22 protein-coding genes and 1 tRNA gene are annotated in these 20,446 nt (G+C 61.9%); 9 read left to right on the top strand and 14 right to left on the bottom strand.

The window, feature by feature from the left end; translation table 11 throughout:
- The 10 genes from PQR67_RS02190 to PQR67_RS02145 all read right to left on the bottom strand — a co-directional run.
- Positions 1-601: aromatic amino acid lyase (locus tag PQR67_RS02190; protein ID WP_408453781.1), on the bottom strand; the 601-nt coding region annotated here is incomplete at its 3' end.
- Positions 588-2,339 carry a glycosyltransferase family 2 protein gene (locus tag PQR67_RS02185; protein ID WP_408453825.1) on the bottom strand — a complete coding sequence of 584 codons (1,752 nt, stop codon included), beginning with the start codon at positions 2,337-2,339 and terminating at the stop codon, positions 588-590. The genes PQR67_RS02185 and PQR67_RS02190, both read right to left, overlap by 14 nt.
- Positions 2,339-4,042, bottom strand: coding sequence for an ApeI family dehydratase (locus PQR67_RS02180; protein ID WP_408453778.1), 1,704 nt, complete (start codon positions 4,040-4,042; stop codon positions 2,339-2,341). Before PQR67_RS02180 ends, PQR67_RS02185 begins: the two co-directional genes overlap by 1 nt.
- Positions 4,039-4,701: a COG4648 family protein gene (locus PQR67_RS02175; RefSeq protein WP_408453776.1), complete on the bottom strand. Its 663-nt coding sequence runs from the start codon at positions 4,699-4,701 to the stop codon at positions 4,039-4,041. The genes PQR67_RS02180 and PQR67_RS02175 overlap by 4 nt, the downstream gene beginning before the upstream one ends.
- Positions 4,701-4,952, bottom strand: a complete 252-nt coding sequence (locus PQR67_RS02170) for an acyl carrier protein (protein WP_028200132.1) — start codon at positions 4,950-4,952, stop codon at positions 4,701-4,703. Before PQR67_RS02170 ends, PQR67_RS02175 begins: the two co-directional genes overlap by 1 nt.
- Positions 4,953-4,954: 2 nt before the next feature.
- Positions 4,955-5,254 (bottom strand): phosphopantetheine-binding protein, encoded by a 300-nt coding sequence (locus tag PQR67_RS02165; protein ID WP_120343487.1) that lies wholly within the window; start codon positions 5,252-5,254, stop codon positions 4,955-4,957.
- Positions 5,229-6,023, bottom strand: coding sequence for a lysophospholipid acyltransferase family protein (locus tag PQR67_RS02160; RefSeq protein ID WP_408453772.1), 795 nt, complete (start codon positions 6,021-6,023; stop codon positions 5,229-5,231). Before PQR67_RS02160 ends, PQR67_RS02165 begins: the two co-directional genes overlap by 26 nt.
- A complete protein-coding gene (locus PQR67_RS02155) occupies positions 6,007-6,741 on the bottom strand; it encodes a beta-ketoacyl synthase chain length factor (protein ID WP_408453770.1) in 735 nt (244 codons plus the stop codon). The genes PQR67_RS02160 and PQR67_RS02155 overlap by 17 nt, the downstream gene beginning before the upstream one ends.
- A gap of 436 nt (positions 6,742-7,177) precedes the next feature.
- The gene (locus tag PQR67_RS02150) at positions 7,178-7,417 is read right to left on the bottom strand and encodes a hypothetical protein (protein WP_408453767.1); all 240 of its coding nucleotides are present in this window, start codon (positions 7,415-7,417) and stop codon (positions 7,178-7,180) included.
- 29 nt (positions 7,418-7,446) lie between these two features.
- On the bottom strand, positions 7,447-8,166 hold the full coding sequence (locus tag PQR67_RS02145; RefSeq protein WP_408453765.1) for a DUF4136 domain-containing protein: 720 nt from the start codon (positions 8,164-8,166) through the stop codon (positions 7,447-7,449).
- 212 nt (positions 8,167-8,378) lie between these two features.
- On the opposite strand from PQR67_RS02145, the gene pepN reads away from it, so the two are divergent.
- The 5 genes from pepN (at position 8,379) to PQR67_RS02120 (ending at position 13,296) form a co-directional block, all read left to right on the top strand.
- Positions 8,379-11,075: an aminopeptidase N gene (gene pepN / locus PQR67_RS02140; protein ID WP_408453763.1), complete on the top strand. Its 2,697-nt coding sequence runs from the start codon at positions 8,379-8,381 to the stop codon at positions 11,073-11,075.
- Between the two features lie 197 nt (positions 11,076-11,272).
- Positions 11,273-11,554 carry a type II toxin-antitoxin system RelE/ParE family toxin gene (locus PQR67_RS02135; RefSeq protein ID WP_408332681.1) on the top strand — a complete coding sequence of 94 codons (282 nt, stop codon included), beginning with the start codon at positions 11,273-11,275 and terminating at the stop codon, positions 11,552-11,554.
- 16 nt (positions 11,555-11,570) lie between these two features.
- On the top strand, positions 11,571-12,026 hold the full coding sequence (locus PQR67_RS02130) for a HigA family addiction module antitoxin (RefSeq protein WP_408453761.1): 456 nt from the start codon (positions 11,571-11,573) through the stop codon (positions 12,024-12,026).
- Positions 12,027-12,148: 122 nt separating this feature from the next.
- The gene (locus PQR67_RS02125; RefSeq protein WP_408299018.1) at positions 12,149-13,165 is read left to right on the top strand and encodes a class 1 fructose-bisphosphatase; all 1,017 of its coding nucleotides are present in this window, start codon (positions 12,149-12,151) and stop codon (positions 13,163-13,165) included.
- Between the two features lie 55 nt (positions 13,166-13,220).
- Positions 13,221-13,296: transfer RNA gene (locus PQR67_RS02120), tRNA-Thr, on the top strand.
- 188 nt (positions 13,297-13,484) lie between these two features.
- On the opposite strand, the gene PQR67_RS02115 is transcribed toward PQR67_RS02120, so the two are convergent.
- Both PQR67_RS02115 and PQR67_RS02110 read right to left on the bottom strand, forming a co-directional pair.
- The gene (locus PQR67_RS02115; protein WP_408453757.1) at positions 13,485-13,694 is read right to left on the bottom strand and encodes a hypothetical protein; all 210 of its coding nucleotides are present in this window, start codon (positions 13,692-13,694) and stop codon (positions 13,485-13,487) included.
- A gap of 159 nt (positions 13,695-13,853) precedes the next feature.
- Entirely contained in the window at positions 13,854-14,765 is a 912-nt protein-coding gene (locus PQR67_RS02110) for a LysR family transcriptional regulator (RefSeq protein ID WP_408453754.1), read from the bottom strand.
- A 128-nt stretch (positions 14,766-14,893) separates the two neighbouring features.
- On the opposite strand from PQR67_RS02110, the gene PQR67_RS02105 reads away from it, so the two are divergent.
- From PQR67_RS02105 to PQR67_RS02095, 3 genes are all read left to right on the top strand, one after another.
- Entirely contained in the window at positions 14,894-16,009 is a 1,116-nt protein-coding gene (locus tag PQR67_RS02105; RefSeq protein WP_408453752.1) for an aldo/keto reductase, read from the top strand.
- A 509-nt stretch (positions 16,010-16,518) separates the two neighbouring features.
- Positions 16,519-16,668, top strand: coding sequence for a hypothetical protein (locus tag PQR67_RS02100; protein ID WP_028200145.1), 150 nt, complete (start codon positions 16,519-16,521; stop codon positions 16,666-16,668).
- Positions 16,669-16,983: 315 nt separating this feature from the next.
- Positions 16,984-17,580: a chorismate mutase gene (locus tag PQR67_RS02095; protein ID WP_408453749.1), complete on the top strand. Its 597-nt coding sequence runs from the start codon at positions 16,984-16,986 to the stop codon at positions 17,578-17,580.
- A gap of 136 nt (positions 17,581-17,716) precedes the next feature.
- Here PQR67_RS02095 and PQR67_RS02090 read toward each other — a convergent pair whose 3' ends face one another.
- Together PQR67_RS02090 and PQR67_RS02085 are read right to left on the bottom strand one after the other, a co-directional pair.
- Positions 17,717-18,871 carry an exonuclease domain-containing protein gene (locus tag PQR67_RS02090; protein WP_408453746.1) on the bottom strand — a complete coding sequence of 385 codons (1,155 nt, stop codon included), beginning with the start codon at positions 18,869-18,871 and terminating at the stop codon, positions 17,717-17,719.
- A 355-nt stretch (positions 18,872-19,226) separates the two neighbouring features.
- On the bottom strand, positions 19,227-19,430 hold the full coding sequence (locus PQR67_RS02085) for a cold-shock protein (protein WP_408453744.1): 204 nt from the start codon (positions 19,428-19,430) through the stop codon (positions 19,227-19,229).
- A gap of 444 nt (positions 19,431-19,874) precedes the next feature.
- Here PQR67_RS02085 and PQR67_RS02080 point away from each other — a divergent pair, with 444 nt between their 5' ends.
- Positions 19,875-20,123 carry a hypothetical protein gene (locus PQR67_RS02080; protein WP_408453822.1) on the top strand — a complete coding sequence of 83 codons (249 nt, stop codon included), beginning with the start codon at positions 19,875-19,877 and terminating at the stop codon, positions 20,121-20,123.
- The last annotated feature ends 323 nt before the right edge of the window (positions 20,124-20,446 follow it).

Here is a 20,446-nt window from a genome sequence, read left to right as displayed (position 1 = left end):
CCGCCCCCCACCCCCCCCGCGGCCCCCCCCCCCCCCCCCCCCCCCCGCCCCCCCCCCCCCCCCCCGCGGCGGCCACATACGAAAGCGGCGTCAAGTCGCCGCTTGCGCCGACCGAACCTTCCGACGGAATACGCGGCAACACACGATGATTGATCAGATCGGCGAGACGCTCGAGCAACACGGGGCGCACGCCGGAGAAACCGTACGCGAGTGAATTCAGGCGCGCGGCGATCACCGCGAGCGTTTGCGCATCGTCGAGATACTGGCCCATCCCGCAGCCGTGATAACGCGTCAGTTGCAATGGCAGGGCTTCGACGAGTTCCATCGGCACGTCGACCACGCACGCATCGCCGTAGCCGGTATTGACGCCGTACACGGTCGCGCCGGCCGCCAGATGCCGGCGCAGAAAATCCGCGCCGCGCTGAATGCGCGCGCGCCACGCCGGATCGGCGCTCAACGCAACCGGCGCGCGATGCTGGGCGATCGCGACGACCTCTTCGATCGTCAGCTTGCGAGCGCCGATCGTCACCGCCGCTGCGTTTGCCCGGGCAAACTCATGTGCGCCGACGTGCGGCGCCTCGATCAGATCATGTTCGGCCATGCGTGCCTCGCTTGGGGCTGGCCCAGAAATCGAAGAAATTGAACCATTGATAAGGGGCCTTGCGGCAATAGTGTTCGAGGCGCGCGGCGTAACGCTGCGCCCACGCAGCAAGATGCTGGGTGCGCTCGCGGCGCGGCAGCTCGATGCGCTCGGCAAACTGCTCGAAATACAGACGGTAACCGTCGCGCTCTTTCAGGCAGAAGAACAGATACACCGGGCAGCCCAGCGCATGCGCCAGCACATAAGGGCCTTGTGCGAACGGCGCGGTCGAGCCGAGAAATTGCGCGTCGATCGTACGGCCCGTTTCATGAGCCGGCACGCGATCGCCGACAATCACCAGCAGCTCACCCGAGTCGACGCGCTCCTGCATCATCATGGCGGTCTCGGGACCGAAGTCGCTGACTTCGAGCAGATGCCGCGCGAACTGGCTATTCGCCGACGCCAGTACGCTATTGAAGCGCCGCGCGTGTTCGGTATAGACCACGGCGGTGACTTTCGCGTAGGCGCCCTGCGCGGCGAGCGCGCGGGTCATTTCCAGATTGCCGAGATGCGCGCCGATCACGAGCGCGCCCTTGCCGCTCGCCACCAGGGCTTCGAACGCCGATGGATCCTCGAATTTGACATCGCCGTTGTTGACACGGCCGGACCATGCCGCGAGCTTGTCAAAGCCCGACTGCGCGAATGCCAGCATGTGCCGATAAGCGGACAACCAGCCCGGACGCGGCGTGTCGCCGTGCGGCGCGGCGTTGCCGAGATGCGTGAAGTAATTGCTCGACGCTTCGCGCGCGGCACGGCCCGTCAGCAGAAAATACGCGACGATCGGATGCAACCAGAGCGCGGTGAAACGGCGGCCGAACAGCTTGCAACTGAGCGCGAGCAAGGACATGCCCACATGGCTGCCACGTTCGGCGATCCGCCACCAGTCCTGCGGATTCTGTTCGCGTGGTTCGCCCGGCTTGCCCGGTTCGCCCGCTTCATTTGCGATGACCGTGCGGCGTGGCATCACTTTGTGTGCGAGCAGCATCGGCAAGCGCCACAGCATGCCGAACACCAGCCGCGTATGGCTGCGGCTGATGCGCACGTTGTCCCAAAGCACGTCGAAATGCGAGACGCCGTCGGCTGCGTAGGTGACGCGCGTCGGGATCGAGCGGAACGCCGCGCGCCGCCAGTGGAGACGCACGAGAATTTCGATGTCGAAATCCATGCGGGTCGGCAGTTGCACGCGGTCGATCAGCTCGCAAACCAGCGCAAGCGGATAAAGGCGGAAGCCGCACATCGAGTCGCGAATCGTCAGCGAGAGCGTTTCGATCCACACCCACACGTGCGTCAGATAACGGCCGTAAAGGCGCGATTTCGGCACGCTCTCGTCGTAGACCGGGCGGCCCAGAATCACCGCGCCCGGTTCAGCACGTGCGGCTTCGATAAACCGCGGTACGTCGGCCGCGTCGTGCTGACCGTCGGCATCGATCTGCAGGGCATGCGTGTAACCCGCGGCGCGCGCGGCACGCAGCCCCGCCATCACGGCCGCGCCCTTGCCGCCGTTGACCGGCAAGCGCAGCAGGGTGAGTTGCTCCGCGTACTGTTGCGCGAGCGCGGAAAGCACCTGCTGGGTCGCCTCATCACTACCGTCGTCGACAACAAAGATCGGCAAGCCATGCACCGCGAGGTGCGCGACGGTCGCGCCGATCGCGTCCTTATGGTTGTAAATCGGAATCACAATGCACGCAGCGATGCTCATCATGCAAGCTCCCGATACACGATCACGCCGGATGCGCATTCACGCCCGCTCAACCGGTAGCTGAACTGCACGCGTCCACGCACGGCGTCGTGCGTGAGCGTGAGATTCAGCACCGCGCCCGGCGGCACCGGCGCCATGAACTTGAGCCGGTCAATCGATGCCAGCGCATGCACCGCAGGCACCTGTTCCGCGGCCAGATGCATGGCCCAATGCACCTGAACCACGCCCGGCAGAATCGGCAAGCCGGGGAAATGACCCGCGAAATGCACGAGCGTAGGCGGCACGCGCAGTTCGTAGTGCAAGGTATCCGCACTGCGCGCTTCGGCGAGCACTTCCACGCCGTCCGCGCGTGCCTCGAAAGCCGCCGCAACCGCGGCCACCGGCAGTTTGCCGCGCGCGTCGAACGGCAAGGCGAGGCGAAAACGCCAATGACGCGGCAGCACCACCACATCGAAATACGCAGCGAGATGCCGGCGCAAGGTCTTCGCGAGTTGCACGCGGCCTTCGGCACGCAATGCCTCGCTGCCGGCTTCGGTGAGCGTCACCACGGCGCCGACGCGCTCGCGCGAGGCGCCTTCCAGCGGCACGATCGCCGCTTGCGTCACATACGGATGCAGCGCGAGACGCGCTTCGAGTTCCGGCAGAGATACGCGCTTGCCGTCCAGCTTGAGCACGCGATCGAGCCGGCCTTGCAGGCGAAAACGACCGTCCGCGTCGAACGCGATTTTATCGTCCGTGCGATGCCAGCCGGGGTGATCGAGATGCGGCGAGCGAACGTTCAGCGCACCGTCTTCGTCGCGGCGGACTTCGATGCCGATCACCGGCTGCCAGGCGTCGGTCTGATCCTGACGACGCCATGCGATACCGCCGGTTTCCGTACTGCCGTAGATTTCGAGCGGCGCGGCACCGTAGGCCGATGCGTATTCCCGCGCGGCTTCCGCGGCAAGCGGGCCGCCTGAAGAAAAGAATGCGCGCGGTGCCGGCGTCACCGCGTCAAAGCCTGGCAACGCGGGCCAACGCGATAATTGCGCGGGCGTTGAAACGACCACCGTAGCGGCGCACTGTGCGATCTGCGCTTGCAAATGCACGGGCTCGAGACTGATCGCGCGGCCGAATGCGCGGCCCGCTGCGAGCGGCCACAACACGCGAAACAGCAAGCCGTAGATGTGATGATGTGGCACGCTCGCGAGCATCGTCGCATCGCCGACCAGCGCGCCCCACTGCTTTTCGAGCGTATGCACTTCGGCATTGAATTGCGCGAGGGTCTTGCGGATTGGCTTGGGGGTGCCGCTGCTGCCGGACGTATAGAGCGTCAACGGGGCGTGCGGATCGACCGTATAGGCGACTGGCGCGCGCGTGGCGTCGGCGTCGGCTTCTCGCACATGACGCGGCAGATCGGCGTCGGTCAGCACGGCGTCATACGCGTCGGCGAGATCGGCGAGATAGCCCGGCGTCGCATTGGCCGGAATCACCGGCTCCTTGCCGCACGCGAACAACGCAAACAGCGCGCAGGCAAAATCGAACGGATCGTCGATGCACAGGGCGTAACGTTTCGCGTCTTGCGTTCGCATCGACGTGACCAGCGCCGAAACACGCGCGCGAAACGCAGCGCGGTCGAGTACGGTCGCGCCGTCGCGGCATACCGGTGCGTTCAAAACGGAGGCCCCATCGGCCACCGACAATAAATCGTGCAACGCAATCATGCCGCCTCCGAACGCGCGGCTCGCGGCAGCACCACCAGATAACGCCAGATAATCTCGGCTACCAGCAACACGCCGATCAATCCATAAGCAATCGCGCCGTTATAGAGCGACCAGCTTGCACGGCTCCAGTACAGCGCCGTATAAGCGGAGAACGCGCCGTTCAACGCGAAGAAAGCACACCACACCTGAGTCACACGCCGCGTATGGCGCACGGCGCCCGGCAACAGGTTCGGATTGCCCAAGCGCGCGAATTTTTCGATCATCGACGGTCCACGCACGAGCGTCGCGCCGAACGCAATCAGCAGGCCCAGATTGACGAGCGACGGATAGAGGCGCAGCAGCAGTTCGCTATTGGTGAACACGATCGCCGCTGAGGCGCAGCTCAGCAGGCCGACCACGGTCCAATCGATCGAGGAGAGCCGGCGCAGCGAGGTCGCGACCGGGCCGCTGCCGGCCCAGCGCTGCAGCCACAGAATCGCGAACAGCATGCAGCCGACGTAGCGTGGCGTGTCCCAGCGCCAGGCACACAAAATCAACGCGGGATACGCGAGTTTCAGCAGGACCTGCAACATCGTTTTGGCCAAACGACGCTCAGTGCCAGGCGACGCCTCAGCGGGCTGGCTCGCCGCCGCTTGCATTCGCGAGCGCACGGATGGCATCAGCCCTGTGCCGCCAGCAGCGACTCGACCGCGACGATCACGTCGCCGACCGTGCGTACCGACTTGAACTCTTCCGGCTTGATGCGGCGGCCGGTCATTTCCTGCAGTTTGATCGCAAGGTCCACGGCGTCGATGCTGTCGAGATCGAGTTCTTCGAAGAGGTGCGCCTCGGGTGTCACGCGCTCCGGCTCAATCGCGAAGTTCTCTTTGAAGATGGCGCGGATGCGTTCAAGAATCTCTGCCTCGGACACGATTAATCCCCTTTTCTTGTGGTTTCGTTCACAGCGTCCGCCGTTTCGCGTTGACTCGCGACCAGCGCGGCGAGCGTGCTGATCGAGCGGAAGTGTTCGCGGGTGCGTTCGTCGTTGGCTGCGATGGTCAGTTGGTATTGTTTGCGCAGCACGATGCCGATTTCGAGCGCGTCGATCGAGTCCAGACCAATGCCGTCGGTATCGAACAGCGGTGCGTCGTCGTCGATATCGGCCGGACTCAGGTCCTCCAGATCGAGCGCTTCGATCAGGAGTTGTTTAATTTCCAGTTTTAAAGAATCCATAATCGAACAGGTGCTGAGTAATGTGAGCTTCAATGGCGCTGGTCACGCTGCGCGCCGCGAGAGACGGTGAAGTGTCATGGTCCGCGAGTTGCTCGACGCCAAACGGTTCGAGCACGTTCACCCGGATCCGGAACGCGCGTGCCGGCACGTCGTACCAACGCATCTGCTTGGTGAACGCCGGCGGATCGCAATCCATCAGCACCGGCACGATCGGCGCGCCGACCTTCAACGCCATGTGCGCGAAACCGCGCGAAAAGGCGTGCAGCCGGTTTGGCGCCGGGCTGCGCGTGCCTTCGGGAAAAATGATCATCGTGTAGCCTGCTGCGAGTTGCCGCGCGCCGGCTTCGACGAGCTCCGAGGGATCGGCATTGCTCACGTACTCCGCCGCACGCACGATTCCCCAGAAACACGGATTGCCCCAGTGTGCGTTCTTCACCACGCAACAGGCCCGTGGCGTCAGCGACAGGAGCACCATCACGTCCAGATACGTCGGGTGATTGGCGACCACGATTGCCGGGACACCCGCGCGCAATGCCTGTGCGCCCGACACCTCGAGCTCCATCACGCCGACCCACCGCAGTACCGCGACCAGCGCGCGGAAGAACCAGTGGATCACCGTCGTCACCGCGCGCTGGCGCGAAGCCCGGTGGGGCCATAGCCACGCGAGCGGGAACACCAGCACCGAAAACAGCACACCGCAGATGCCGAACACCACGAAGGCCATGCCCGTCGCGCACAACCGCCAAAGGAAATCAAACCGCACGTTCATGCCACCTCCAATGCCAGGCGGCGCCAGCGCCTTGCCAGACGGCAGGCTTGCCAGTTTCCAGACAGTACAGCAGCGCCTGGCTCTGGGTCGGAAATTGTTCGTCCGCACTGGCCTGCTGGGCGGCCCCGGCGCCTTCGGTGCCCACGGCCGCTTCCGGCTCGCCTGCGCCGGGTAGCGTGCAGATCAACTCCCCCGCCGCCGTTTGGCCATTCAGCAGGATCGCGATCGCGCCGCCCGGCACTTCGTCTTCAATCGTGCCGTACGCCGGATCGGCCGGCTCGTCGGCATATACCAGCAGCACCGGCGAACCCGGCTGCGTTGCGTACTGCGCGTACGCTTCCAGCAACGCGTAACCGAGCGTCTCCGCGCCCGCCGAAATGGCGCTGGCCGCGCTACGATCGCCGCGCGCGATGCCGAACACGCCAGTCATGGCGTTCAACACCGACAAGCTGAAAGCGGTCGGCGAGACCGGTTCGCCCGCACTGATGTGGCGCAGGATGTCCGTTGTGCGCCGCAATTCGCCGTGGCGCGAAGCGAACACGACCCGGACCTCGTCTTGCGCCACGCAATCGTGTGCAACCTTCAGGGCAACCTTGGAGAGCGTGCTCAGACGACGCCGCACGATCGGCTCGATAAAGCCGATATCGGGTGCGGCAGATGCGGCAGCAGGCCAGCTAGACCAGCGAGCGACCGGAATGGTCCAGTGCAGATCGGGCATATCGGTGTTCGCGCGTAGAAGCGAGGAGAGGCTGAGGGCCACTGACGGAATATGCACCCGTCACAGCGTATGCGCGCCGCGCGGAACGACAATCTCCAGCCGAGGGTCAATCCAATCTTCTTATATAGGGTTCAGCGATTTAACGGCACTTGGCCCCGATTATTTAGGCGCCTTTGACAATTAATCTGACGGATTGCTCAGGCTCCCTATGGTCGCCGGAATCATACTGAATATTCTGGATTAAATCAGCCACAAAAGACGTATCCATCTGTATCCGTATCGCGAGTGCGACGGGTGGCTGGACAAAGCCAAAGATGCAGGCCTGGCGGCCTTCGCACAATCGGCGCCCCGCCCGCAAAGCCACTTGCGGCGAGCTTCGCGGACCGGCCGGAGGTTAGCGGCATCGGTCAATACATACCGTTCAACACCAAAGCTTTCACTTAACTTTCGAAAATACGTGTTTCGTTTCGGAACACTTCAATGCTTCGGTCCAGCGGTCATTCGCGCGCCCCACACCACCCACGTCAGTTTCACGCGTGACTTTCGGATGCTTACCCCAGCACCAATTTTCCAACATCAGGGAGTCGCCGCCGGATTTCATCGCATTGCGGCCGCAGGATTGCAAAGCAAACGGCCCGGCAGGAATAACCTGCCGGGCCGCTTCTTGTTGCGCCATGTAGGCCATTCGATACGACGCCCCGACGCTTACTGCACGACCTTCGCGCCCGACGCGGCATCCGGGGCGGCCGCCGGTGCCGCCGCCGGCGCAGCGCCCGCCGTAGCAACTTCGTTCGAGATGCCGCCGTTCTTGCCGACGGGAATCTTCACCGTATGGACCACACCGTTGCCGAGCGGGAAGTCGGCCAGCGCGCTGCGCGCCAGATACGGCATGGCTCTCACCAGCGACGACTCGTCGTCCGAACTGCGCGCCGTCACGTTATAGACCTCTTTGCCGCTGGCACGCTCGGTGATCCGCACGCCGAGCAAGTGCGTGAAAATCGGGTAGCTCTGATTCACGTACGCCGCCGGATACGGGCCCCATGGCCCCCACGGGCCCCACGGATCGAACGGCCGGCCCCAGTACGGCGACGGCCAGGGGCTGTAATACACCGGCTGCGCGACCGTCACCATGTCGGAACGAATCCCATACGACAGCCCGACCAGATAGCGCGCAGTTGAAGCGTCGACCTGGCGGAACGCGTGCGTGGCGAGTTCATTGCCGACAACGCGTTCGTAGGTGGTGAGTTCCAGATTGCTCTTCTGATCCGCCGGCCGCGTGAAGGCATACGTGCGGGTGGCGTCACTGCCGCTCCAGTCGGAGAACGCCGTGACCTGGGTGGTCACGTAGCTCGTGCAGCCGGACAGCAGCACCGTCAGCGCGCCTAGCAGCAGCGCGGCGTGGCGGGTCCATCGGTTGGTTTTCATGGTCTACCTCGTGTTGCCTGTTGTTGCCAGTCTTGATCGGTCCGTTGGCGCGCAGCCGTTGCTGCGCGGGCGCCCGATAATACGCTGACCTGGCAATTCGGTAAAAAGTTCGACCCGCACGATCCGCCGAGCCTTTGTACAATGGCTCGACAAGCCCGGCTCGCGCGCCATAAGCACGCGTGACGGCTCGAGTCCCATCACTACAGAACGCCATGGCCGATACCGAAACGCCCAATGTGATCCGCCGCGCCGACTACGCGCCGCCCGCCTTCCTGATCGATACCGTCGCGCTGGAATTCGATCTGGTCCCCGAACGCACCGTCGTCAGAAACACGATGCGGGTGCGCCGCAACCCGGACGCGTCCCACGCCTCGACTCTCGAACTGATGGGCGAACAACTCGAGTTCGTCGCCGCGGAGATCGACGGCGTCCCGTTCGCCAACGTCCGGGCACACGAACACGGCCTCACGCTCGGCAACGTGCCGGAGCACTTCGAACTCACGCTCACCAGCCTCTGCAATCCTGCGGAAAACACCACGCTGTCGGGCCTGTATGTGTCGGGCGGCAACTTCTTCACGCAGTGCGAGGCCGAGGGCTTTCGCCGCATCACCTATTTCCTCGACCGTCCCGACGTGATGGCGACCTTCACGGTCACGCTGCGCGCCAGCAAGGCCGACTATCCGGTGCTGTTGTCGAACGGCAATCTGCTCGAGGAAGGCGATCTGCCGGACGGCCGTCATTTCGCCCGCTGGGAAGATCCGTTCAGGAAGCCGAGCTATCTGTTCGCGCTGGTCGCGGGCAAGCTGGTCGCGCTCGAAGAACGCGTGAAGAGCGGTTCGGGCAAGGAAAAGCTGCTGCAGGTGTGGGTCGAACCGCACGATCTGGACAAGACCCGTCACGCCATGGATTCGCTGATCAACTCGATCCGCTGGGACGAGTCGCGCTTCGGGCTGGAGCTGGATCTGGACCGTTTCATGATCGTCGCGGTGAGCGACTTCAACATGGGCGCAATGGAGAACAAGGGGCTCAACATCTTCAACACGAAGTACGTGCTGGCGAACCCCGAAACGGCAACCGACACCGACTTCGCGAACATCGAGGCGGTGGTGGGCCACGAGTACTTCCACAACTGGACCGGCAACCGCGTGACCTGCCGCGACTGGTTCCAGTTGAGTCTGAAAGAAGGCCTGACGGTGTTCCGCGATCAGGAGTTCTCGGCCGACATGGCGGGCGGCGCGACCGACGAAGCCGCGCGCGCCACCAAGCGCATCGAAGACGTGCGCGTGCTGCGCCAGATGCAGTTCGCCGAAGACGCCGGTCCGATGGCGCACCCGGTGCGCCCGGAGAGCTACGTCGAGATCAACAACTTCTACACGATGACGGTCTACGAAAAAGGCTCCGAAGTCGTGCGGATGTATCAGACGCTGTTCGGCCGCGACGGCTTCCGCAAGGGCATGGACCTGTACTTCAAGCGTCATGACGGCCAGGCGGTGACGTGCGACGATTTCCGTCACGCGCTCGCCGATGCGAACGGCCGCGATCTCGCGCAATTCGAGCGTTGGTATAGCCAGGCCGGCACACCGCGCGTCTCGGTGCGCACCCGGTACGACGCCGCGCAACAACGCTACAGCGTCACACTCACACAAGGCTACGGAGAGGCGGCCTCGGCCGCGCGTGAAACACAAAAGGGCCCGTTGCTGATTCCGTTCGCAATCGGTTTGATCGGCAACGACGGGCAGGACTTGCCGCTGCAACTGGAGGGCGAAACCAGCGCACCGGACGCCACCACACGCGTGCTGGAATTCACGCAGACCGAACAGACCTTCACGTTCGTCAACGTTGCACAGGAACCGCTGCCCTCGTTGCTGCGCAATTTCTCGGCACCGGTGATTGTCGAATACGACTATTCAGCCGGCCAGCTCGCGTTCCTGCTCGCGCATGACAGCGATCCGTTCAACCGCTGGGAAGCCGGCCAACGCCTCGCCACGCGCGAGTTGCTGACGCTCGCCGGGCGCGCCACCACCGGTGTGCCGCTGCAACTCGACGACTCGGTAGTCGACGCGTTCGCCCGCGTGCTGACCGACGAAACGCTCTCGCCCGCTTTCCGCGAACTGGCGTTGATGCTGCCGTCGGAAGCGTATCTGGCTGAGCAGATGGCCGAATCGAATCCGGCCGCCGTGCACGCCGCGCGGCAATTCGTACGCAAGCGTCTCGCGAATGCGCTGAGGAAAGACTGGCTCGCCGTCTACGAGAAGCATCGTACGCCGGGCGCCTATGAGGCCACCCCGGAGGCATCCGGTCATCGCGCGTTGAAGAATCTTGCGCTGTCCTACCTGGCGGAACTGGACGATCCGGCTGAAGCCGTGCGGCTCGCGTCCGCGCAATACGACACCGCCAACAACATGACCGACCGCTCCGCGGCGCTCTCCGCCCTGCTCAACGCATCGGCCGCGAATGGCGGCAGCGTTCAGGCGCAGCAGGCGCTGGACGACTTCTACCGGCGCTTCGAAAAAGAGCCGCTCGTCATCGACAAGTGGTTCGCCTTGCAAGCCACGCAACGCGGCAGCGCGCAGCGTCCGGTGATCGAGATCGTGCGCAAGCTGATGGCGCACTCCGCGTTCAACCTGAAGAACCCGAACCGCGCGCGCTCGCTGATTTTCAGCTTCTGCGCGGCGAACCCCGCGCAGTTCCACGCCGAAGACGGTTCGGGCTACGCGTTCTGGGCCGACCAGGTGATCGCGCTCGACGCCATCAATCCGCAAGTAGCCGCCCGCCTCGCCCGCTCGCTGGAACTGTGGCGCCGCTTTACGCCGGCGTTGCGTGACGGCATGCGCGCGGCGCTGGAGAAAGTGGCATCGCAGGCGAAATCGCGCGACGTGCGCGAGATCGTGGAGAAAGCGTTGGCGTGACGCTGTTCTGAAGGCGTTTCCCGCATCGAAAAGCCGGCACTTGTTGCCGGCTTTTTTTCGTCCTGATTCTCACCATGAGACGGGGTTGCGGGTATCGACGTTAGCCGTCTGGACGACTATCGGTATCGGCTCGGCAGGGTGAAAGTAAACGCATTCATTTAACGGTTTACGTTTAACGCATCGCGTTATATCATCCGATGATCACGACATTCGGCGACAAGGCTACGGCAGCCATCTTTCAGGGCAAGTTCGTACATTCACTGCCGCTTTACATGCAGGCACTCGCACGCCGCAAGCTGCTGCTGATCGACGCGGCTGAGTCCATCCGCAGTCTGCATGCGCCACCGGGCAACCGGCTCGAAGCCTTGCAAGGCCAGCGCAGCGGACAGTGGAGCATCCGCATCAACGCGCAGTGGCGCATCTGTTTTCATTTCGTCGACGGGGAGGCGCTGAATGTCGAAATTGTCGACTATCACTGATTATTGGGAGACCGGCATGGTCATCAAACGCTCCGATCTGGGCAGCATCGATTTCTCCGAGATCGCCACTGGCGAAAGTATCCCGGAGATTCATCCGGGGGAGATCCTGCGCAGCGAGTTCCTTGAGCCGCTCGGCATGTCCGTCAATGCGCTCGCACTTGCGCTGCGCGTACCGGCGCCGCGCATCAACGACGTCGTGCGCGGCAAGCGCGCCATCTCGGCTGACACCGCGCTGCGGCTCGAACGCTACTTTGGTGCGAGCGCGCAGTTCTGGCTGAATCTGCAGATCGGCTACGACCTGCGCATCGCCACCGCGGCAGCCGGCGAGCAGATTGAACGCGAGATCGAGCCAATGCCTAAGGCGAACCGGCCGAAACTGCCGAAAGTCTCAGCCGAACATGCCCGGGCGGCGGCGCTTGCGGCGAATCTCACCGGCAACGTCACGGTTATCAAGGCTCGCCGCAAGGCCTGAATTTCAAGGGCCTTTGCCACGTTCAGCGAGGTGAACGCCCGCTCTTGAATCTCAAAAGCACGGAACCGACACAGCGAGCGGTTAAAATCGAGACATTCCTCAAGCCTTCCCGGAGTACAGCAATGGCTTTGCAACGTCGTACCACTCTCACAAAGTACCTGATCGAGCAGCAGCGCGAGACCAACAACCTGCCGGCCGACCTGCGCCTTTTGATCGAAGTTGTCGCGCGCGCGTGCAAGGCGATCAGCTACCACGTCAGCAAGGGCGCGCTGGGCGATGCACTCGGCACGGCGGGCAGCGAGAATGTCCAGGGCGAAGTGCAGAAGAAGCTCGACATCCTGTCGAACGAAATCCTGCTCGAAGCGAATGAATGGGGCGGCAATCTGGCGGGCATGGCGTCCGAGGAAATGGAGCAGTTCTTCCCGATCCCGGCCAACTACCCGAAGGGCGAATACCTGCTGGTGTTCGATCCGCTCGACGGTTCGTCGAACATCGACGTCAACGTGTCGATCGGCACGATCTTCTCGGTGCTGCGCTGCCCGGACGGCCAGCAGCCCACCGAGCAGTCGTTCCTGCAACCCGGCACGCAGCAGGTCGCGGCGGGCTATGCAGTGTACGGCCCGCAAACCGTGCTGGTGCTGACCACCGGCAACGGCGTGAACTGCTTCACGCTCGACCGCGAACTGGGTTCGTGGGTGCTCACGCAAAGCGATATGCGCATTCCGGTTGAAACGCGTGAATACGCGATCAACGCGTCGAACGAGCGTCACTGGTATCCGCCGGTCGAGAAATACATTGGTGAGTTGAAGGCAGGCAAGGAAGGTCCGCGCCAGAGCGACTTCAACATGCGCTGGATCGCGTCGATGGTGGCCGATGTGCACCGTATCCTGAACCGTGGCGGCGTCTTCATGTATCCGGCCGACAAGCGTACGCCGGACAAGCCGGGCAAGCTGCGCCTGATGTACGAAGCGAACCCGATGGCGTTCATCGTCGAACAGGCAGGCGGCGCCGCGACCAACGGCGAGAAGCGTATTCTCGACATCCAGCCGAAAAGCCTGCACGAGCGTGTCGCGGTTTTCCTCGGCTCGAAGAACGAAGTCGACCGCGTTACCCGCTACCATCTCGAAACAAAAAAGTAATCGCGGGGGCTTGCCAAGTTCCTGAAAAAGTCCCTATAATCTCGTTTCTCCTGATGCCGGAATAGCTCAGACGGTAGAGCAGCGCATTCGTAATGCGAAGGTCGGGGGTTCGATTCCTCTTTCCGGCACCACAAGATTCAAGCAAAAAGCCCAGTCCTCGTGACTGGGCTTTTTGCTTTGCGCTATTCGCGATCGCTTCTTCGGCTTTCTTCGTGCGCCTGCTCGCCGAAATTTACAGAGACTCAACCGAGTTTCTGCCCCGGTCAACGCGACCACCGCCTCAACATCGACTGCCAATGTCGGCCGCGGCAGTTCCAACTCAGCCGCCCAGATCCCATCGATCGCATCGCGCGGTCATGCCGAGATTGCAAGCGACCACCGCGTCTTCAACGATCACGTTCTCGGCCGGCTTCGTGTCTTTCGTGTCATATGCCAGCACCGCTTCCCGCGGCGCTGACGGAAACCACAAGATCCGGCCGGCGCACTCGATTCCGACCTGGCGTGCGTTCCAGTAGACAGCGTTTTCCATGGCGAACTCTCTGAAGGGCGAAGACAGCCATCTTCCGCGCCAGACCCGGCGTGTCCGTTAGCCACCGCACCGTACGTGGTGGATAGCGGCTCTCAATACCCGGTGGCGGCTCACCCATTGACCGGCGGACGGCGCAACTTGCTAAAAACAACACGAGCGCTACCGGACGCCGCGCTTCTCCCTCAGGAAATCGATCAGCGCGCGCAACTTGAACGGCATCTGCACGCGGCTCGCCGTGTACAGATAAAAACCCGGAAAGCTTGGACACCATGCTTCCAGTACGCTTACCAGACGGCCGTCTTCGAGTTGTTCGTTCACGTAGCCATCGATCACATGGAGAAGGCCCACACCCTGCTCCGCTGCTCGCACCATCGTGCGTAGATCGTTGGTGACAAGACTCCCGCGGGTCTCGACTTCGAACACCCGTGATGAATCGTCGGGCGACGCGAACTCCCATCGATAAATTCCCCCGCTGGTCGAGAAACGATAGCGCAGGCAATCATGAGCGGCGAGATCGGCAGGGGTTGCCGGCGCCGGATAACGCTCGAAGTAAGCCGGCGAGCCGGCCACGACGATGCGGATATCGCCACCCAACGGCACCGCCACCATGTCCTGCGCGACCCTCTCGCCGAGCCGGATGCCCGCGTCAAAGCCTTCGCCCACGACGTCGGCGAAACCGTCGTCGAGCGTCAGATCGAGACGGATCTGCGGATAGCGGCGCGTGAACTCAGCGAGATGCGGCAGCACCAGCAACTCGCTCGCGACTCTCGGTAAATTGATGCGCAGCGTGCCGGCCGGCTGGTCGCGCGTTTCATCGAGCGCCTCGAAGGCGGCCTCCAGTTCCCCCAGCGCAGGGAGCACGCGCGCGAGAAATTGTGCGCCCGCCTCGGTCAGGGCGACCCGCCGGGTGGTCCGGTTGAACAGGCGCACACTCAGTTGTGTCTCGAGCGAGCGAATGCTCTGCGACAGCGCCGACGCCGTCACCCCCGATTCAGCGCCGGCGCGCGTGAAGTTGCCGTGACGCGCCACGCACACGAACGCCATCAAGGCCGGCAACTGCGCTGGATCCATCACGACCTCCATTATTAAGTCAGACTTCACAATCCTTGCAGACAGACGGCATTTTTCCAAGTAAAAAATCAGCGCACGATAACGCCATCGACTCAACTCTTCCCGTCTGACCACTCAAGGAGACTGACATGACGATGGACCGCTACACCCTGCTCGGCCGCTCGGGCCTCCGTGTGAGCCCGATCTCGCTTGGCACGATGACCTTCGGCACCGAATGGGGTTGGGGAGCCGACGAACCATCGGCGCAACGGCTGTTTGACCTGTACGTGGATGCGGGCGGCAACTTCATCGATACCGCCGACCTGTACACCGAAGGCACCAGCGAAAAATGGCTCGGCAAATTCGTCGCGGCGCGCGGTCTGCGCGACCGGCTCGTGATCGCCACCAAGTACGGCTACAACGCCGAGACCGGCAATCCGAACGCGGGCGGCAACCACCGGAAGAATCTGCTGCGGGCGCTCGACGGCTCGCTCAAACGCCTCGGCACCGACTACATTGACCTGTACTACCTGCACACGTGGGATCGCGTCACCCCGGTCGACGAAGTCATGCGCGCGATGGACGATGCGGTGCGCGCGGGCAAGATCCGCTACGTCGGCCTGTCGGATACGCCCGCGTGGTTCGCCGGGCGCGCGCAGACATTGGCCGACTGGCGCGGTTTCGAACCCGTCGCGGCAATGCAACTGGAGTACTCGATGATCGAACGCAACGCCGAAAACGAGTTCGCCGATCTCGCCGCCAATCTCGGCATGGGGCTCGTGCCGTGGAGTCCACTGGGCATGGGGGTGCTGTCGGGCAAATATCGTCCTTCGCAAAGCGGAGCAACGAGTGCCATTTCCGGCGACGGGCGCCTTGCGAGTGTAGCGAGCGCGCCGCCGCCCGGATTCGACAAACTAACTGAGCGCAACTTTCGCATCGTCGCGGAACTGGAGGCTGTTGCGAATCTGGCGGAACGGCCGATGGCGCAAGTCGCGCTGAACTGGCTGCATCAGAAGCGCGGCGTGTCGAGCATCATTGTCGGCGCGACCCGGCCGGCGCAGTTGCAGGAGTCGCTCGGCTCGCTCGATTTCACGCTCGCGCCTGAATTGATCGCACGGCTCGACGCGGTCTCGGAACCTGCCCGTCCGTTCCCGTACTACATGTTTGCGGATGGCCATCAGGCGCGAATTCACGGACAGGTCGAAGTCACCGACAAACCCGCGGCCTACTCCGCACCGGTGAAAATTCCGGCGCCGAGCGCGTAGAAGTCATCCACAGCAAGCGTCGCGTTTCGTTCGGAACGCGGCGCATTTTTATTTGCGAAAAATACTTTGAAAAACACACCCGATCGTCAACGAATTCGGGCAATCGTTCGTTTACCAACAATTAGGGGGCTGAATGAGCGCACTGAACGAATCGGTAATTAACGAACGTTCGGCCTAACGCAGAGAAAATCCTTCCAATGCGGCAGTGCACAAAAAACACTGCGATATGTTCATACGATCACAGATGAACGCGCGGTACTGTGATGCAATGGAGATAATGAGCGGAAGGCGCGCGGGGCAAGGCTGAGAAGGGAACGACGGAGATATCGGACTGTTTTGATTGGCTGCGGCGAATTCGGCTACACGCAGTCAACCGATAAATTCTATTCAAACATTCCGTTCCAATGTCGGCCTGTACCGTTAAAGCAACACACAACATCTGAGCCGCATCAGACGCTGGTGTAAAACGGGGACCGAGGCAGATAATCGGTTTGTAAAGGAGAGAGATCATGGATGCCAAACCACCGAAGATTCCGACCCCGGATAAAGTTTTTAGCCCGGATCCGGAACCCGCTGGCGTCGAATTTTTGGGTGCCGAACTGCCTGAGCACGTTCGCGCATTTTTCGACGAACAACGTAAGTCGTGCGACTCGAAGTAATTGGGCTGTGGCGCGGTGCAACATCTGCGCCCGTGCGTCCGGCGCGCGGGGAAGGAGTGCACGCGCCCCTACGATTGTTTTTTGCCGCTTGCGCGGCACGGGTTACGCCTGCTTGATCGCTACGCCTGGCTTTTGTGGCCCGGCGCAGTTGTTAGCGCACGTCTCTAACGGGCGTTTTTGAATATCCCGGCCGTTGGTTTCAATCGACCGGCGCGCCAGCTTGAACCCGCTTAGGCCCACTCAAGCCCATTTGATCTGCGCATCGTCTATTCTTCTGGTTTTTCTTCTGCGGCCAACCGGCCACTCCCGCCTTCCATGAATCGCTCGTATCGCTTTGGAGCGTCATGCGCGCTCGCGTTATTCATCGCGCTTGTGCTCGCGCCCGCTCCCGCCGTCGCGGATGGCGACGACACCGCGCTGACCAATCTGATCGCACTGGCTTCGCAGCGTCTCGCGCTCGCGGAACCCGTTGCACGTTGGAAGTGGGCAAATCATCAGCCGATTACCGATACGCCGCGCGAGCAAGCTTTGCTCGTGGACGTCGAAAAGCGCGCCGTTGCCGCGAACGTCGATCCGGCGTTTGCGCGCGCCTTCTTTCAGGATCAGATCGACGCCAGCAAGGACGTACAAAACGCGCTGTTTGCCAACTGGCGCAGCACGCGGCCGCCCGAAGGGCCCGCGCCCGACCTGGCCACCAGTACGAGGCCGCAGTTGGACAAGCTGACGCAGTCATTGGTGGCCGGTCTCGCGCGCGTGCAACCGCTGCGCGCGGCACAGGACTGTCCGTCGCGCGTCGCGCAATCGCTGGCTAACTGGAAATCGCTAACGCGCTACGACTCGACCCGCTCGAGCGCGTTGACGCGTGCGCTCGGTCACGTGTGCGAAACAGGTGGAGTCGGTGCGACGGGCTAAGCGGTCTGTGCGATCCGAGCGGTTAGACCCGGAGTTAGACCCGGGCGCTTGAACCTCGCATTGATCCAACGCTCGCTGGCGGAGATTGAGCCCGCGCTATGCGGCAGGCGGGTTTCGCTACCCAGCGAAACCCGCGTTACGCCAGACTCGCCACAGGCGTGCCGCTCGCGATACTCAACGGCATCACACGCAGGCCACGCGCCAGATGGCTTTGCAAAAGACGATAGGTCGACAGTTCGAACGGCCCGGCCACGCTCGACGCATGCAGCGCCACCGCCTGCGCGAGCGAGGGCGCATGCCCGAGGTAGCGCCACCGGTCGACAACATGAAAACTGCGTGCCTGCGACGCCTCTTCTCGCTCCTCAAATACGACCGGACCTTCGAACGGCCAGGGCGCGTCCACCGGATCGCTCTTCGTCACCCGCGGCACCCGGTTATGGCCGGGGCGCAGTGTTGCGATCAGTTGTGCCTCCGCGAGCATGGCGCCCAGTTCTCCGCCCGTCGCACGCCACTCGACCCGTCGCACTTGCAGCGCGAGCCGCATGTCCTTCGACGAACGCCGCTCGCCCGTCAAATGTGAACGCAACCGCTGACGCACGCGTACGCTTCTCCCGACATACAGCGGCAGATCGCCTTCGCCATAAAAGGCATACACGCCGCATCCTGCCGGGGCGGTATCGAGCAGGTCTTCAGTGATGTCGCCGGCCAGCCGGTAGCGCCGTGTCGTGCGGTCGATCTGCGCTTGCAAAACGTCCAGCGGCACGAGACCACCATGCAAACGCTGCCAGAACTGCCAGATCAGATCGGCATCGGCCAGCGCGCGGTGACGGTCGGACGGGACGAGAGCATGGCGTTCCACCAGCGCGTCGAGCCCATGGCGCTTTTCCGCCGGAAACAATGCGCGCGACAGCCGCACGGTGCACAGGACATCGGGATCGAACGCGATCCCGACCCGGCGAAACTCTCCGCGCAGAAAGCCGCGATCGAAACTCGCGTTGTGCGCCACGAAAAGTTTGCCGTTCAGGCGTTCGAACAAGGCCGGGGCGATGGCATCGAACGTCGGCGCGCCTCGCACCATTGCGTTCGTAATGCCGGTGAGCTGCTGAATGAAGGAGGGAATCGGTTGCTGGGGATCAACCAGGCTGCTCCAGCGCGATACGCCGGCCGGGCCTATTTCAACCACCCCGACTTCGGTGATGCGATGTTCGCTGGTCGAGCCGCCAGTGGTTTCAAGGTCGACGAAGACGATCGGCACATCCAGGGCCGACTCTGGCACAAACTGTTCAGACATGGAAAAGGATACTTTGGACGCGTGGCTTTGCGGCAAGTATGCACCAGTTAGCCGCCTCGCACCCAACCAGCATTGCTTTGCCTTGGGTGTCTCGCGTTGCAAGGACTGCTTTTCGCACGATCCAGGGATCGCTCACCAAGCTGAGAATTATTATATTTTCACAAAACTTGTTTGAGACTTCGGGAAACATCGTTTTATGGTCTAGAAGCGTTCCGATGTTGAAAACGAACCAGATAGTTAATGAATTCAGGCGCACAAATAATAACGAACGGGCGTAAAAAAGCCTTCACGAAACGCGAAGGCTTTTGGGGCGATCAGACTGAACGACGACACACCCGGAGCAGTGCAGCGCGACTTACAGCGCCTGGATGTTCGCCGCCTGCTTACCCTTCGGGCCCGCCTTGACCTCGAAGGAAACGCGCTGATTTTCCTTCAGCGACTTGAAACCTTCGGAGCGAATCTCCGAAAAGTGCGCGAACAGGTCTTCGCCACCCGAATCCGATGTAATGAAGCCAAAACCCTTAGCATCGTTGAACCATTTGACGATACCAGTTTCCATATTCCAGTTTCCCTCGATGTTTTGTCAAAATCGGGCTTTGCCCTCAAGCCGCATTTCAGGCGCCGCTGCATCTGCGGCAGAGCATTTTTTAAGGCCCTGCACAATCAAATCTGGCGATTGAAATTCAGCATTGCCGTTATACGGGGAACGAAGAATCGACGTCAAGCGAATTTTTCATATGCCCTTAGCACGGGGCACGATAACTCAATGCCGGATGAATCGAAAATCACAACAGTCTATTCAGTAACAACCGAATAACTGCGCACGTCAATATTACTCAATTGGCGTCAGATACAGTCGGCATCGGCAAAAACTTCTATTTTCTCGGGAAAATATGTAACAAGACATGTTTTTGGTAAGTGTTTGTCCGACTTGTTGCGCTGCACTCAGGGCAGCATCATGGAAATCAATAGCGAGAAGTCATTCGCTTCAGGGGAGATTACTATGCTGCGCCATGAATTCCGCCGCCTTATCGCCTGGATCACCCAATCGCACTTAAAGACGGTTCCCGCTCAATCCGGGCCGTCCGACGCCTCACCTTCGGTCTTCGAATTTGATCCGATGTGGCACGGGGACCACTGGCAAAACTTGCTGTCATCCCCCATGGACGCGCGTCACTACGTGATGGAAGACTGGAGCATCCCAGCGCCGACCGACTGGAGCGAACTGGACAACGCTGCACCGGCGCACTGATCGAGGGCCGCCAATCCGCAGCCGGGAGGCCAAAAAAAAGCGCGACTGGAAAGTCGCGCCGACAAAGGTTTGGAGATCTTTTTCGTCAACGAAAAAGTCTGCTTCGGAAAGCAGTGGTTCTAGTATAGCGGTTTCAGCGCCATCGATTATTCGCATAATTAACAACCGTCTATTTCTATAGCGACAACAATCTTTTTTATACGATTTATCGCGTTGTTTTTTTGCATCGATTACTGTCGCAAATGAGCAACGCGATTCATCTGATTCACTTCCCAGCCCCCTTCAATAGCAGCGCAAGCCTTTACCAGCAAGGCTTAAGCGGC

Source organism: Paraburkholderia fungorum (genome assembly GCF_046026025.1).
Taxonomy (GTDB): Bacteria; Pseudomonadota; Gammaproteobacteria; order Burkholderiales; family Burkholderiaceae; genus Paraburkholderia; species Paraburkholderia fungorum_E.
This window is presented reverse-complemented; position numbering and strand designations above follow the sequence as displayed.